Here is a 13,301-nt window from a genome sequence, read left to right as displayed (position 1 = left end):
CCTATTGGTATTAGCTATTTTTATAAGCATCGCTAAGGCTATTCGCCAATGATCTGGGCGTAGGTTTCTTCGGTTGCCGTTTGATGGTCAGTATCCAGTACATTGGCATTGAATAGCGTCGCTGCTTCCTTGGCGATTTCAACAAAAACAATCATTTGCTGGTTTCGGCGTTTACGCAAAGGAGGCTTGACGATTAGGCTGATACCTTTGATTATTTCGCTGCCGCTCTCATCTCTGAAGAGATCAGGCAGCTCTCCCGGTAAAAATGCATTGGCAATAGTAATGGGGTTAGCGGGTTGCTGCCCATTGATTAAGAATACTTTCCTAAGCGGTTCATAATGAGCATCTTTCTCACGCAGCCACTCGGTAAGCTGCTCATCTGAACGCTCACTCGGCTGATCAAAAATAATAAATAGTGAGTGTTGTTTCACATTGTTAGTGCGCTTGGCCGGTGTGGATGTTTCGGACGGCTCCGGAGGGCTATTCGCTTGAGTAGATGCTGGGTTAGCGGCTTTCTCTTTCGCTGCGCGCCGTCGGCGACGCCAGGGGACAATGACATAGATAAATATCGCCGTTGCCATTGCGCCTAATACCAGCGATGCGAAGGCGAGTAATATTATAGCGGTGGTGCGATCCATACTCTCAGAACCCTTTGTTGTTTAATCAGCGCTCAAGCTTGATTTAACCGAAAAATAGTGGCGTTAAGGGCTAGCGCAAGTGCTACCCAAAGCCAGTAGGGCACCATAAGCCACGCGGCTAGGGTGTTGACCTGGAAAAAAAGTGCGATGGCGATCGTAATTAATGCCAGTAACACCATGATATCTACCAGCGCAGCAACAATTTGTTTACGCCCAAAGAACAGCCATGACCAGGCTGCATTGACTAAAAGTTGCAGCGCGTAAACCATTAAGCCTGCCGTGCGCCATGCTGATTCTTCAGCCATGTATATTCGCCATGCGGCGATAGCCATCAATAGATACAGTATGCCCCAAGCAATAGGGAAGGCGATATCCGGCGGTGTCCAGGTAGGTTTACGCAGTTCACGGTACCAACCATCGGGCCGAAAGCGCGCACCAGTCGTGGCGGTAAGGCCGACGAGCAGAAGAGATACCAGCAGCGCTAATAGTGAACCAAGCATTGATCACCTGTCTGTTCATACGAAAGAATCAATAGCCTAGCAGTGTTTTACAATGGGCAGATATAAAAAAAGCATCACCTAAGTGATGCTTTTCCAACGTAAGGGAGTAACAGCAATAGTGGCGTGCTGTTTTAACTCATACGTTTAACTCATACGGTCATAGCCATTATCCATAAATGGATAGTCGGTATAGCCCTTTTCATCACCGCCGTAGAAGGTTTCATGGTTGGGCTCGGTGAGCGGCGCGTTCACACGGAAGCGCTCGGGCAAATCAGGATTGGCAATGTAAGGACGGCCGAAAGCAACCGCATCGGTAGTGTTTTCACTAATGCGGGCTTCAGCGCGCTCGGCATCGTAGTTGCCGCAGTAGATCAGGCTGCCGCTAAAGCGTTTGCGCATCTGTTCACGGAAGCCGTCAGGGAAGGTGGTATCGCCACCGGCCCAGTTGGGTTCGTTAAGATGCAGATAGGCAAGGCCGCGCTTGGAGAGCTGCTCGGCCATGTAGAAGGCCATTGCTTCCGGCTCATCATCGGTCAAGCCAAACAGTTCGATAAACGGTGTCATGCGAATGCCAACCCGGTCAGCGTCATAGACGTCAATCACGGCGTCGACGACTTCCAGTGGGAAGCGGGCACGATTCTCCAGCGAGCCGCCGTACTGGTCGGTACGCTGGTTGGTGCCGGTGGCTAGGAACTGGTTGAGCAGGTAAGCGTTAGCGGCGTGGACTTCGACCATATCGAAACCGGCCCGCTTGGCGCGCACAGCCGCTTGGCGGTAGTCGTCGACAATGCCGGGAATCTCATCGGTTTCCAACGCACGCGGGGTACTGGTGGGATGCTGGCCCGCAGTGCCATCTTCAAACTCGACGAAACACTGAGCGCCTTCACCTTTCAATGCACTCGGCGCAACGGGCTGTTGGCCATCGGGTTGAACCATTTCATGGGAAACGCGCCCAACGTGCCACAGTTGCAGGGCAATACGGCCACCCTTAGCGTGTACTGCGTCCACCACGCCTTTCCAACCAGCTTCCTGCTCATCCGTCCAAATGCCCGGTGTATACACATAGCCACGGGCAGTGGGGGAGATATTGGTAGCTTCGCTGATGATTAGCCCCGCACCAGCACGTTGACCGTAATAAGCTTCCTGCATCTTGCTCGGTACGCTATCGGGTGTACGCGAACGAGTCAGCGGCGCCATAATAACGCGGTTAGGAATTGATAGGCTGCCCATCTGGGTGGGAGTAAACAGTGTTTCGAAAGCCATCAATTAAGCTCCTTTTGAATGCTTCGATGAAATAGTACGCATTAGAATAGACCAGTTTACTAGTTGATGCCAGCCAATGCTTTGCAGCCACTAGGTGGGGTGTTAAAGATAATACAAACGGAGCTGCACAGGTCAGTGGGTCAAGGAGTAGGCAAGGGCGAGGCAACGAAGACTCATGTTCTCAAAGAGAGTGCTGTTCGCTTGATAATTGCATTTAAATGCACCGTTCTACATCATAAGGTTAACTTAAGCGTTATAAGGCCTAGCACGTGCGATATGACGTCAATCAAACGCCTGAGCAAGCGGCATGACACCTAAACTTCCCATCAATATTGATGACTTGCTCCATCACCGCACGGTGGAAAGCGAACGCATTGAATATAAGGAAGGCTGGAACCCAGAATCCATCCTACACACCTTGTGTGCCTTCGCTAATGACTTTCACAATTTGGGTGGCGGTTACGTATTAGTGGGTGTGGCGGAAGAAAATGGCCAGCCGCAATTTCCGCCTGCTGGTCTGTTACCGGCGCAAATCGATGCCATTCAAAAAGAGCTGTTAAATCTTGGGCATTCAGCGATTTCGCCGCACTATCATCCATTAACAGCCACCTATGACATTCAGGGCAAAACTATTCTGGTGCTATGGGCCCCAGGCGGGGAAACACGGCCCTATAAAGCTAAAACCAGCTTAAGCAAGAAGAGCAATTGGGCCTATTACCTGCGCAAACATACCAGTACGGTAAAAGCATCGGGGCGGGATGAGCGCGAGCTGCTAAGTTTGGCAGCAACCGTGCCTTTTGATGATCGCTATCGCCAAACTGCGGATTTAAGCGATCTTTCCCCTTATTTGATGCGTGACTTTTTGCACGATATTGGCAGTGAATTAGCGGCAGAAGCCCGCGAACTGGATCTTGAAACCTTGGGCCGTCGATTGAATGTGGTCGGTGGGCCAAGCGAGATGGCCTTTCCCAAAAATGTGGGGCTGTTGTTTTTTAACGAGCATCCTGAGCAGTTTTTCCCAGCCACTCAAATAGATGTGGTGTATTTTCCAGACGGAGCCGGTGGTGACCATTTTGAAGAGAAGATATTTAAGGGCCCGCTGGGACGTATAACCCGTACGGCGTTGGACTACATTAACCGCAACTATTTGAAAGAGGGCGTAACAAAGCACGCTGATCGTCCCCAGGCCGAGCGTTTCTGGAATTTTCCGCTGGTCGCCATTGAAGAAGCGGTGGTGAATGCGGTGTATCACCGCTCTTATGAAATTCGTGAGCCCATTGAGATTCGTATTGATGGTCAGGAGCTTGTGGTTCTCAGCTTCCCAGGGCCAGACCGCTCAATTCGTTTGCAAGACCTGCAAGCAGGTACAGCAGTCAGCCGCCGCTACCGCAACCGGCGTATCGGCGAGTTTTTAAAAGAGCTGGATTTAACGGAAGGCCGTTCAACGGGCGTGCCAAAAATTCTTCGAGTGATGAAGGGGAACGGTTCTCCAGAGCCGGTGTTCGAAACCGACGATGAACGCAGTTACTTTTTAATTCGCTTACCCGTTCATAGAGGGTTTTTGGTTGATAAGGACATAGCCCCTGTAGCAACTAAGCAAGTAACCGAACAAGTAACCGAACAAGTAACCGAACAAGTAATGCGGTTATTGCAAGCTCTGCTTGAAGAGCCAATGAGCACTAAAGCACTTCTTGAGGCGTTATCACTCGCGCATCGCCCGACGTTTATAAAAAATTATTTACAACCGGCATTGGCACTGGCATTGATTGAAATGACACAACCTAGCTCGCCGCGTAGCCCAACCCAAAAATATCGATTAACAGACCTAGGTAAGCAAGTGCTTGCCACTAAGAATACACATCAATAAACCCTAACCTTTCCAAGGTCTGGAGCGTCGCTACTTGCCTGCTACCATGCTAGTGCCCCCACTAGATATCTGCTGGACTAGTAATGCCCCAATGCTCGCTCAGTGCCACTTCGTCCAAGGCCAGCGCCGCTTGACGGGGGTATCGATCTGCTGGAGCGCGCTAGAGAGCGGCAGCATAATGGCACCCAATTGACGATGGCAGACGGCACTACTGAGTACCCCAGGGCACTGTTTGAGTAGCAGCTCGCACTGCTGGGAGGCGATATAAAGCTGTTCGATAACAGGTGGGGCGAACAGCGGTTTGGCTTGTTGGCAGCAGCGAGTGAGTTCCCGCGAGAGCATTGACAGCATGCTGGTATCGAGCCAGCAGGGCAACGGGTCTTCCAGGCGGCCAGCAATCGAGTGCTGAACCGCTTCAAAAGAGGTGCGCAAAAATATCAACGTTTGGCGGAGTTGGCGTTGCTCACTGGTCATGGTGCTTACCCTTACCTCAAATGATCGTCACCTCATATAGATGAGAGAGCTAAAAATAGTGTTTCTCATTTGCATCTATGCTGACGATAGCGCTACTCCATCGACCTGTCAATACGGTGGCTATAAGGCGCAAGCACCTATGAGTGCGCCTCAAACAGCTGCCAGTCGTTAGTGGTCAGCGGTTTGGCGCCGTTTTCAGTCACCACCACGGTGTCGCTTATGCCTACCCCCCACTGGCCGGGTACGCGCAGGCAGAGTGGCAGGTGGAAAACCATATTGGTTTCAAAGGTGCGGTTCTGGCCTTTGGCGATAAAGCCGGTACCTTCCACCCAGCTAGGTGGAAACTGCGCGCCCACGGCGTAGCCAAATACACCGGAGAAGAAATACTGGTCGCGCTGAGGGGCGAGCAGGGCGTCGGCAGCCTGGGCGGCGTCATCAAAGGTGTTGCCTGGCCGCATGGCGCCGCACAGCGCTTCAAAAATTGAGCGGCATAGATCCCGGGTGGCAGAGAGAGCTAGGCTTGGCACGCCGGTTACCGCGGTGCGCATCATGGGTGCCGTATAGCGTTGATAAGCGGCGCCGAACTCTAAGAAGACCGGCTCATTGGCCTGGATGACACGCCGTTTATGGTTGACATGAATCACGCCAATGCGGTGTCCGCTGGTCACAATGGGCTGCAGGCTCATAAACTCGCTGCCATTTTCGAGCAGCGCTTTGGCTCCCGCGGCGGCAATATCGTTATCGGTCATGCCGGGGCGAATGCTCTGTATGGCGATCTCTAAGCCTAGGGCGGTAATTCGTGCGCTCTCTTGCAGCATCTCAAGTTCAGCAGGGCTTTTAACAATTCTGAGGGCATCGACTAACGCGCCTGCCTCGTTAAAGCGTTCACGGCCAATGGTTTGCATCAGCGCATCAATCACTCCAAAACGTAGCCCGCTGCTCCAACCATCTATGCCGATTTTTTGACAGGGGGTAAGAATATCGGCCAACGGTGTGATGATTTCGTCCAGATTTTCCCAGCGATAGCCAATGATCTCATCCACGCGAGCGGTCACCACTGCGGCGCCGGTTTCAATTGAAGCGACTTGCAGCACTAACCGCTCCTGCGTGCAAACCAGGCAGGCGTGAACCGAGACTTCAAAGGTGTGATAGCCGGTGAGGTAATTAATGTCGGCGGGATCGGTAAGCAGCAGAGCATCTAAGCCATGTGCGGTCATTGCCTGACGGATCTTATCCAGGCGTGCCTGATATTCGGCAGTGGGAAAGGGCAGTTCACTCTGGGCGAGCGTTTCCGCAAGGGCTTCGCGGTAGTGGTGATAATCCATAGCGACCTCCATCAATAGGTAAGGTCAGTATAGGCACCAGCTTTAAGCTCGCTTTTATCTCCCTCAACGCTAGCGGGTTAGCAGGAAGGCCTCCTGTGGAAAGAAGAAAACGGCGAACCGGTTAGCATGAAAGCTCGCCTTCAGAGGGACGGTATACAAAACGAGAGGTAACTTTTTCCAGTCTTGTGGCCGTGCCTCGTTATGAATGGGTGTTGCTTTTTTGATAACACTTTTCTGCGGAGAAAGAAGTATTGCCACCCTGTAAGGCTAGTATTTGCTGATGCTTGCGTATTTTTGTAACGATCTATATGATTATTTTGGTTAAAATAATCAACAAAAGGAATGTGATAAATGCAACCTCAAGCGTCTTCTGGTCATGTGGCGTCTTACTACGCTGCATCGTCAAACTCCACCTCACAACGGCCCATGCTGGAGGGGGATATTGAGTGTGATGTCTGTGTCGTGGGGGCTGGATTTACGGGTATCTCAGCAGCACTGCATTTGGCAGAGCGCGGCCACCGAGTGGTGGTGCTGGAAAGTGTGGCAATTGGTTTTGGGGCGTCCGGGCGCAACGGTGGTCAGATCGTTAATAGCTATAGCCGTGATATGGACGTTATCGAGAAACAAAACGGTGCTGAAACCGCCAAGGCGCTGGGCGCTATGGCCTTTGAAGGTAACCGGATTATCCGTCAGCGCATTGAGAAATATCAGATCAGCTGCGACCTAAAAGAGGGCAATCTGTTTGCTGCCTGTAACAAGAAGCAGTGGGAAGGCTTAAAGGAACAAAAAGCCTTATGGGAACGCTACGGCCATCATGAGTTAGAGCTGCTGGAAGGCGAAGAGGTTAAGCGAGAGATAGGCAGCGAGCGCTATGTGGGCGCATTGGTGGATCACTCCGGCGGGCATCTGCATCCGCTCAATCTGGTGTTGGGGCAGGCGGCAGCGCTGGAGTCCCTTGGTGGCAAGATTTTTGAACACTCCCCTGTGACCCGTGTAGAGCATGGTGAGCCGGTAACGCTACATACGCCCAAGGGCCGAGTGACTGCGCAGCGGGTGGTGATGGCTGGCAATGCCTATTTGCAAGGGCTGCTGCCCAAGCTGGAAAGCAAAGCGATGCCGTGCGGCACCCAGATTATTACCACTGAGCCGCTGCCAGCAGCGTTAGCCGCACGATTGCTGCCTAACGATAAAGCAGTAGAAGATTGTAATTATCTACTGGATTACTATCGCCTTACCGCTGATAACCGTTTGCTGTATGGCGGCGGAGTGAACTATGGAGGGCAGGCATCGGCGAGTATTGAGGCGGCTATTCGGCCGAAAATGCTGGCTACCTTCCCCGAGCTTGACGATGTCCGTGTTGATTACGCTTGGAGTGGTAACTTTTTGCTGACGCTTAACCGACTGCCGCAGTTTGGGCGTATTAATAGCAATGTTTACTACGCGCAGGGTTACTCTGGCCACGGGGTTACCTGCTCCCACTTAGCAGGCAAGTTAGTGGCAGAAACGATTAGCGGTGAAGAAACGCGTTTTGAAGCTTTTGCGCAGATTTCCCATCTGCCAATGCCCGGTGGTCGGCTGTTACGTGTGCCGCTTTCTGCGCTGGGGGCGTGGTTCTACGCCATGCGTGATCGACTGGCGGTTTAGCGGCATATTGCTTGACGGTTGCATAGCAACGGGCTGATGGAGATATTCGTCAGTCCGTTTTTATTGGCCAAGGACGCTCACGGATAACACGGGATAAAAAAGCTAATAGAAGGACTGGATAGCAGGACAAGACAGGCAGAAGTAACAAGAGAGACGGCGAGCGCCGCCTCTCTTTTCTATCAGCGGTCTAACAATTCATACGTGGCGCAGGTACCAGTCGTACTCCATCGCGCTAACTTCACGCATGGTTTCAGCGCGCTCTGCTTGGCGGTTGGCAATGAATACGTCAATAAAGTCTTCGCCGAGTTGTTCGCCGAGTACGCGGTTGTTCGCCAGCAAGTGCAGCGCTTGGGTCCAGCTGTTAGTTAGCTGAGGTGCAATTTGCTCGTAGGCGTTGCCGATAATTGGCTCCGCAGGTGCAATCTTTTGGGTTAGCCCATGGTGAACGGATGCCAGCACGGTGGCCAGCAAAAGGTAGGGGTTAACATCGGCACCCGCCACACGGTGCTCTATGCGTCGCGCTTCTTTTGGGCCGGCGGGGACGCGTATTGCCACGGAGCGATTATCGTAACCCCAGGTAGGTGCCATGGGTACATAGAGCCCTTCCTGAAAACGGCGGAACGAATTGAGGTTGGGAGCCAGCAATGCCATGGAGTCCGGCATCAGTTCCAGCAGGCCTCCTACCGCGTGTTGCAGTGCTGCGCTTTCCAGCGGGTCATCGCCGTTTTCGGCAAAGATATTATGTCCGTTGCTATCTACCAGACTGACGTGAACATGGGTGCCGCTACCGGCTTCTAGACCGTAAGGCTTGGCCATAAAGGTGGCTTCAAAGCCGTGCTTTAATGCAACGCCCTTGATCAGACGCTTGAGCAGCACCGAGTGGTCGCAGGCACTCAATGCATCATCTGTGTGGATCAAGTTGGCTTCAAATTGGCCGGGTGCACACTCTTTCAATACCGTATCCAGCGGCAAACCTTGTGCCAGAGCGGCACTCTGTAAGTCATTGATAAACTCGGCGTACTCGTCTAGCTCCAGCATCGAATAAAGTTGGCTTTGAGTGGCCCGCTCGCCGCTGGAAGGAGACTGCGGTGGCTGAATCAAGTTTTCATCGTCGCGTAAGCGATCGACCAGATAAAACTCTAGCTCAAGGGCGACGACAGGGGTTAAGCCACGGTCGGAGAACTGCTCGAGAATACGCCGCAGTATTTGGCGAGGATCGGCAAAAAACGGCGAGCCATCCATCTCCTCCATGGTCATCAATAGCTGGCCATACTGGTTGTTATCCATCCAGGTGACCGGGTTGAGTGTGCCCGGAATGGCTCGACATACGCGGTCACCGTCACCACTGGAAAGCCCAAGCCCGGTCTCTTCCACGGTGTTGCCATTGATGTCCAGCGCAAACACCGAAGCCGGCAGATAGATGCCTTTTTCAAACACTTTGGCAAGGTTATCGCAAGGAATGCGCTTGCCACGGATGACGCCGTTAAGGTCACTGATCAACAGGTCAATGCTGGTGATGTCTGGGTGCCGGTCGAGAAAGTCCGAGGCTACGTTTTGAGCGTCTGTGTCATTGGCAGAGGACATACGTTGTACCTTATTTTTATGCCGTGTTAGTTGTGTTTTTGCTAACAGTATCCTTGCGGTGTCGGCCGTTTCTGTCAATTATTTAATAACAAAAATCGTATAAAAACTTATCCCTCATGATGTGGTTGTTTTTTAATCCATTGTTTTTCAATTGTTTAGTGTGTTTTTTGGCAAAAAAAGCATTTTGCGCTTGGAAAATAAAACGAGTCACGCTATGTTGAATTGAGTGTTGAATAAAACATAACAACCGACAAAGTGGTTTGACTATGCAAGCAACGCATTCTCCGCGCCCCCTGGTGGGGGTTATCGCCTGCTGCCGAGAGGTGGAAGGTCATCCTGCTCAAATGGTGACCGATAAATTTCTTCAGGCGCTCTACCGCTACGGCGTCACGCCGGTGATTCTTCCGGTGTTGGTGGCTGATATAGCGACGCCCGAGCAGCGTGCCGAACAGGCTGTCGAGTTGTTGGGCAGTCTGGACGGTTTGATGCTAACCGGCAGTTACACCAACGTCTCGCCTGATCGCTATGGTGCCGAACGCGCCCCAGAGAATACTCGCGATGACGCACGGCGCGATGAAGCGGCACTTTGCTGGGTGCATGAGGCGTTACGCCAGGCATTGCCCCTGTTTGGCATTTGTCGTGGTTTTCAGGAAATGAATGTCGCCTTGGGAGGCACGCTGCACCAAGCCGTTCAAACGCTACCCGGCATGCTCGACCACCGAGAGCCGCCCGCTGATGACATGGCGGGCCATTATGCCCCCTCCCATACGGTAAAAATTCGTGCTGGCGGTGCCTTGGCAGCGTTATATCGCGGCGAGCATGCAGAGGTGAATTCACTGCATCAGCAGGGAATTGATCAACTTGCACCGGGCCTGGAAGCCGAAGCTTGGGCGCCTGATGGTCTAGTTGAAGCGATTTCGGTGCGTGACGCCGCTGCGTTCGCACTGGCTGTTCAGTGGCATCCGGAGTGGCGCCCTAAAGAACATCCTTTCTATGACGCACTGTTTCAGGGCTTTGCGACGGCCTGCCGCCAGCATCGTACCCAGCGCGCCGCCCAGATTGCTGACGGCTGAACGCTTGTTGCAACGATTTGATCAGGAACTGACTTATGCAGACCCAGGATTACCAAACGTTGGATCGCCAGCACCATCTTCATCCCTTCACCGACTTTAAATCGCTCGGCGAAGAGGGCAGCCGCATCATCACCCACGCTGATGGGGTATACATTCACGATAGCCAAGGCAACCGTATTCTTGATGGTATGGCAGGGCTTTGGTGCGTCAATCTCGGTTACGGGCGCCAGGAACTGGTCGATGCCGCCACTGAGCAAATGCAGCAGCTGCCGTACTACAACAATTTTTTCAAAACCACCCATCCGCCCGCCGTGAAGCTGGCCGCCAAGCTAAGCGAGCTGGCGCCCGAGCATATTAATCATGTGTTCTTCACGGGATCTGGTTCCGAAGCCAACGATACCGTGCTGCGCATGGTACGGCGCTATTGGGCACTTAAAGGCAAACCGGAAAAGCAATGGATCATCTCGCGTGAAAATGGCTATCACGGCTCTACCGTGGCGGGCATGAGCCTTGGCGGCATGGCGCCGATGCATGAGCAGGGCGGCCCGTGTGTGCCGGGGATTACCCATATTGGCCAGCCTTACTGGTTTGGGGAAGGGCGTGATATGAGCCAGGAGGCCTTTGGCAAGCAGTGTGCTCAAGCGCTAGAAGAGAAAATCCTGGCATTAGGTGAGGACAACGTAGCGGCCTTTATTGCCGAGCCGGTGCAGGGCGCAGGCGGTGCCATTATTCCACCAGACAGCTATTGGCCTGCGGTGAAAGAGGTGTTGGCCAAGTACGATATTTTGTTGATTGCCGACGAAGTCATTTGTGGCTTCGGGCGTTTAGGCGAGTGGTTCGGTAGCACCCACTATGGGCTCAAACCTGACCTAATGCCGATTGCCAAGGGCTTGTCGTCAGGCTATTTGCCCATTGGCGCGGTGCTGGTGGGAGACCGCGTGGCCGATACGTTGATCGAAGATGGCGGTGAGTTCTTCCACGGCTTTACTTACTCCGGTCACCCGGTCTGTGCGGCTGTTGCGCTTAAAAACCTCGAACTGATGGAAAGTGAGCAGGTGGTCGACAACGTTCGCAATAACCTGGGCCCTTATCTGGCGAAACGTTGGCAAGAGCTGGCTGAACATCCACTGGTGGGAGAGGCGCGTTCGTTAGGCTTGATCGGCGCGCTGGAACTGGTCGCTGACAAGAGCACCGGCGAGCGCTTCGATAAATCCCTTTCCGCAGGCAATCTGTGCCGTGATTTGTGTTTCGAAAGCGGGCTAGTGATGCGCTCAGTAGGCGACACCATGGTGATATCGCCGCCTTTGATCATCACGCGTAGCGAAATTGACGAGCTGGTGGATAAGGCGCAACGAGCGCTGGACAAAACCGCTGAAAAGCTGGCGGTAACACTTCCGATGGAGAATGCATGATGGCGGCAGATACCCCGAAAAACTTAGCCGACTGGCAGACATTAGCGGCTTCGCTACGTTTTGAAACACATGCCTTTATTGACGGTGCGTTTGTCCCCGCTGTGGGTGGCAGCACATTAACTAGCATCAACCCGGCGACGGGTGAAGCGCTGGCGGAGGTGGCCAGTTGCAATGCGCCAGATGCTGAGCGGGCAACCCAAGTGGCCCGGGCAACCTTTGAAAGTGGCGTCTGGTCACGTTGTCACCCCAGTAAACGCAAGCGAGTACTGCTGCGCCTAGCCGAGTTGGTAGAGACGCACCGCGATGAATTGGCGCTACTCGACACGTTAGACATGGGTAAGCCAATTTCCAGCTCGCTGGGCGATCTGGCTGGCACCGTAGCTTGCCTGCGCTATCAGGCGGAATGTATCGACAAGCTCTACGGCGAGGTAGCGCCGACCGGTGAGCGTGCGTTGGGGCTGGTGCTACGCGAACCGATGGGCGTTGTGGCGGCGATTGTGCCATGGAATTTTCCGCTGATGATGACATCCTGGAAGATTGCCCCGGCACTGGCCGCGGGCAACAGCGTTATTCTCAAACCGTCGGAAAAATCGCCTTTGTCAGCGCTGCGCTTGGCCCACCTTGCCCAAGAAGCGGGTATTCCCGATGGCGTCTTTCAGGTACTACCAGGTTACGGCCATACGGTGGGCAAGGCGCTGGCGCTTTCGATGCAGGTAGATTGCCTGGCGTTTACCGGCTCCACCGGCGTGGGTAAGCAACTGATGCAGTACGCAGGCCAGTCCAACCTGAAACGCGTGTTTCTGGAGTGCGGTGGCAAAAGCCCCAATATCGTTTTTGCCGACTGCCAACACCTTGATGCCGTTGCCCAAAGTGCTGCGGAAGCTATTTTCCACAACCAAGGTGAGGTCTGTATTGCCGGTTCGCGCCTGCTGGTAGAAAACAGTATTCGCAAAGACTTTGTAGCTCGTGTGGTGAAAGCTGCCGAGCACATGCAGCCAGGCGACCCACTCGACCCGGCCAGCTTTATGGGTGCCATGGTTGATGAAGCGCAGTACAACCGAGTGCTTGAGTATATTCGCCAAGGCGAAAGCGAAGGGGCCACCTTGACGCTAAAAGGCGAAGCCAGCGATTCCAATGGGTATTTCTTGTCGCCGACGGTCTTCGACGATGTGACGCCTGAGATGCGCATTGGCCGCGAAGAGATCTTTGGCCCTGTACTGAGTGTGTTTGGTTTCGACAGCGAAGAGCAAGCGATTGCACTGGCCAATGATAGCGATTTTGGCCTCGCTGCCGGTGTTTGGAGCCAGGATATTGACCGCATTATGCGGGTTTCCCGGCGCCTGCAGTCCGGCCAGGTATATGTGAATAACTGGGCGGGTATCGATCAGACAGTGCCTTTCGGCGGCGTGAAGCAGTCGGGCAATGGGCGCGATAAATCGCTTCATGCGCAGGAGAAATACTGCGAAGTGAAGACGGTGTGGATGTCGTTGAGCGTTTGAACCATCGAAGTTCGTAACGAGC

11 protein-coding genes are annotated in these 13,301 nt (G+C 53.4%); 5 read left to right on the top strand and 6 right to left on the bottom strand.

Annotated features, from left to right (window positions below; genetic code table 11):
- Window positions 1–38 precede the first annotated feature (38 nt).
- The 3 genes from A6R74_RS15555 to A6R74_RS15545 form a co-directional block, all read right to left on the bottom strand.
- Entirely contained in the window at window positions 39–638 is a 600-nt protein-coding gene (locus tag A6R74_RS15555) for a cell division protein ZipA C-terminal FtsZ-binding domain-containing protein (RefSeq protein ID WP_064235389.1), read from the bottom strand.
- A gap of 32 nt (window positions 639–670) precedes the next feature.
- On the bottom strand, window positions 671–1,138 hold the full coding sequence (locus A6R74_RS15550) for a TspO/MBR family protein (protein WP_064235388.1): 468 nt from the start codon (window positions 1,136–1,138) through the stop codon (window positions 671–673).
- Window positions 1,139–1,282: 144 nt separating this feature from the next.
- Window positions 1,283–2,401, bottom strand: a complete 1,119-nt coding sequence (locus A6R74_RS15545; protein ID WP_064235387.1) for an alkene reductase — start codon at window positions 2,399–2,401, stop codon at window positions 1,283–1,285.
- Between the two features lie 307 nt (window positions 2,402–2,708).
- Here A6R74_RS15545 and A6R74_RS15540 point away from each other — a divergent pair, with 307 nt between their 5' ends.
- Window positions 2,709–4,268 (top strand): Fic family protein, encoded by a 1,560-nt coding sequence (locus A6R74_RS15540; protein WP_064235386.1) that lies wholly within the window; start codon window positions 2,709–2,711, stop codon window positions 4,266–4,268.
- Between the two features lie 99 nt (window positions 4,269–4,367).
- Here A6R74_RS15540 and A6R74_RS15535 read toward each other — a convergent pair whose 3' ends face one another.
- A complete protein-coding gene (locus A6R74_RS15535; RefSeq protein ID WP_064235385.1) occupies window positions 4,368–4,742 on the bottom strand; it encodes a hypothetical protein in 375 nt (124 codons plus the stop codon).
- A 137-nt stretch (window positions 4,743–4,879) separates the two neighbouring features.
- Entirely contained in the window at window positions 4,880–6,067 is a 1,188-nt protein-coding gene (locus tag A6R74_RS15530; RefSeq protein ID WP_064235384.1) for a M24 family metallopeptidase, read from the bottom strand.
- Window positions 6,068–6,418: 351 nt separating this feature from the next.
- Between A6R74_RS15530 and A6R74_RS15525 the strand changes: the two genes are divergently transcribed.
- Entirely contained in the window at window positions 6,419–7,711 is a 1,293-nt protein-coding gene (locus A6R74_RS15525; protein WP_064235383.1) for an NAD(P)/FAD-dependent oxidoreductase, read from the top strand.
- A 195-nt stretch (window positions 7,712–7,906) separates the two neighbouring features.
- Here the strand turns inward: A6R74_RS15525 and A6R74_RS15520 are convergent, their stop codons facing one another.
- Window positions 7,907–9,295 carry a glutamine synthetase family protein gene (locus A6R74_RS15520; RefSeq protein WP_064235382.1) on the bottom strand — a complete coding sequence of 463 codons (1,389 nt, stop codon included), beginning with the start codon at window positions 9,293–9,295 and terminating at the stop codon, window positions 7,907–7,909.
- Window positions 9,296–9,561: 266 nt separating this feature from the next.
- Here A6R74_RS15520 and A6R74_RS15515 point away from each other — a divergent pair, with 266 nt between their 5' ends.
- The 3 genes from A6R74_RS15515 to A6R74_RS15505 are packed head-to-tail and all read left to right on the top strand — an operon-like array spanning window position 9,562 to window position 13,279.
- Window positions 9,562–10,368 (top strand): gamma-glutamyl-gamma-aminobutyrate hydrolase family protein, encoded by an 807-nt coding sequence (locus A6R74_RS15515; protein ID WP_064235381.1) that lies wholly within the window; start codon window positions 9,562–9,564, stop codon window positions 10,366–10,368.
- A gap of 35 nt (window positions 10,369–10,403) precedes the next feature.
- Entirely contained in the window at window positions 10,404–11,780 is a 1,377-nt protein-coding gene (locus tag A6R74_RS15510) for an aspartate aminotransferase family protein (protein WP_064235380.1), read from the top strand.
- A complete protein-coding gene (locus A6R74_RS15505) occupies window positions 11,780–13,279 on the top strand; it encodes an aldehyde dehydrogenase (RefSeq protein WP_064235769.1) in 1,500 nt (499 codons plus the stop codon). Before A6R74_RS15510 ends, A6R74_RS15505 begins: the two co-directional genes overlap by 1 nt.
- Window positions 13,280–13,301 lie beyond the last annotated feature (22 nt).

Source organism: Halomonas sp. ALS9 (assembly GCF_001651035.1).
Taxonomy (GTDB): Bacteria; Pseudomonadota; Gammaproteobacteria; order Pseudomonadales; family Halomonadaceae; genus Vreelandella.
The sequence above is the reverse complement of the archived record's forward strand: the minus strand, read 5'-3'. Positions and strand labels throughout refer to the sequence as shown.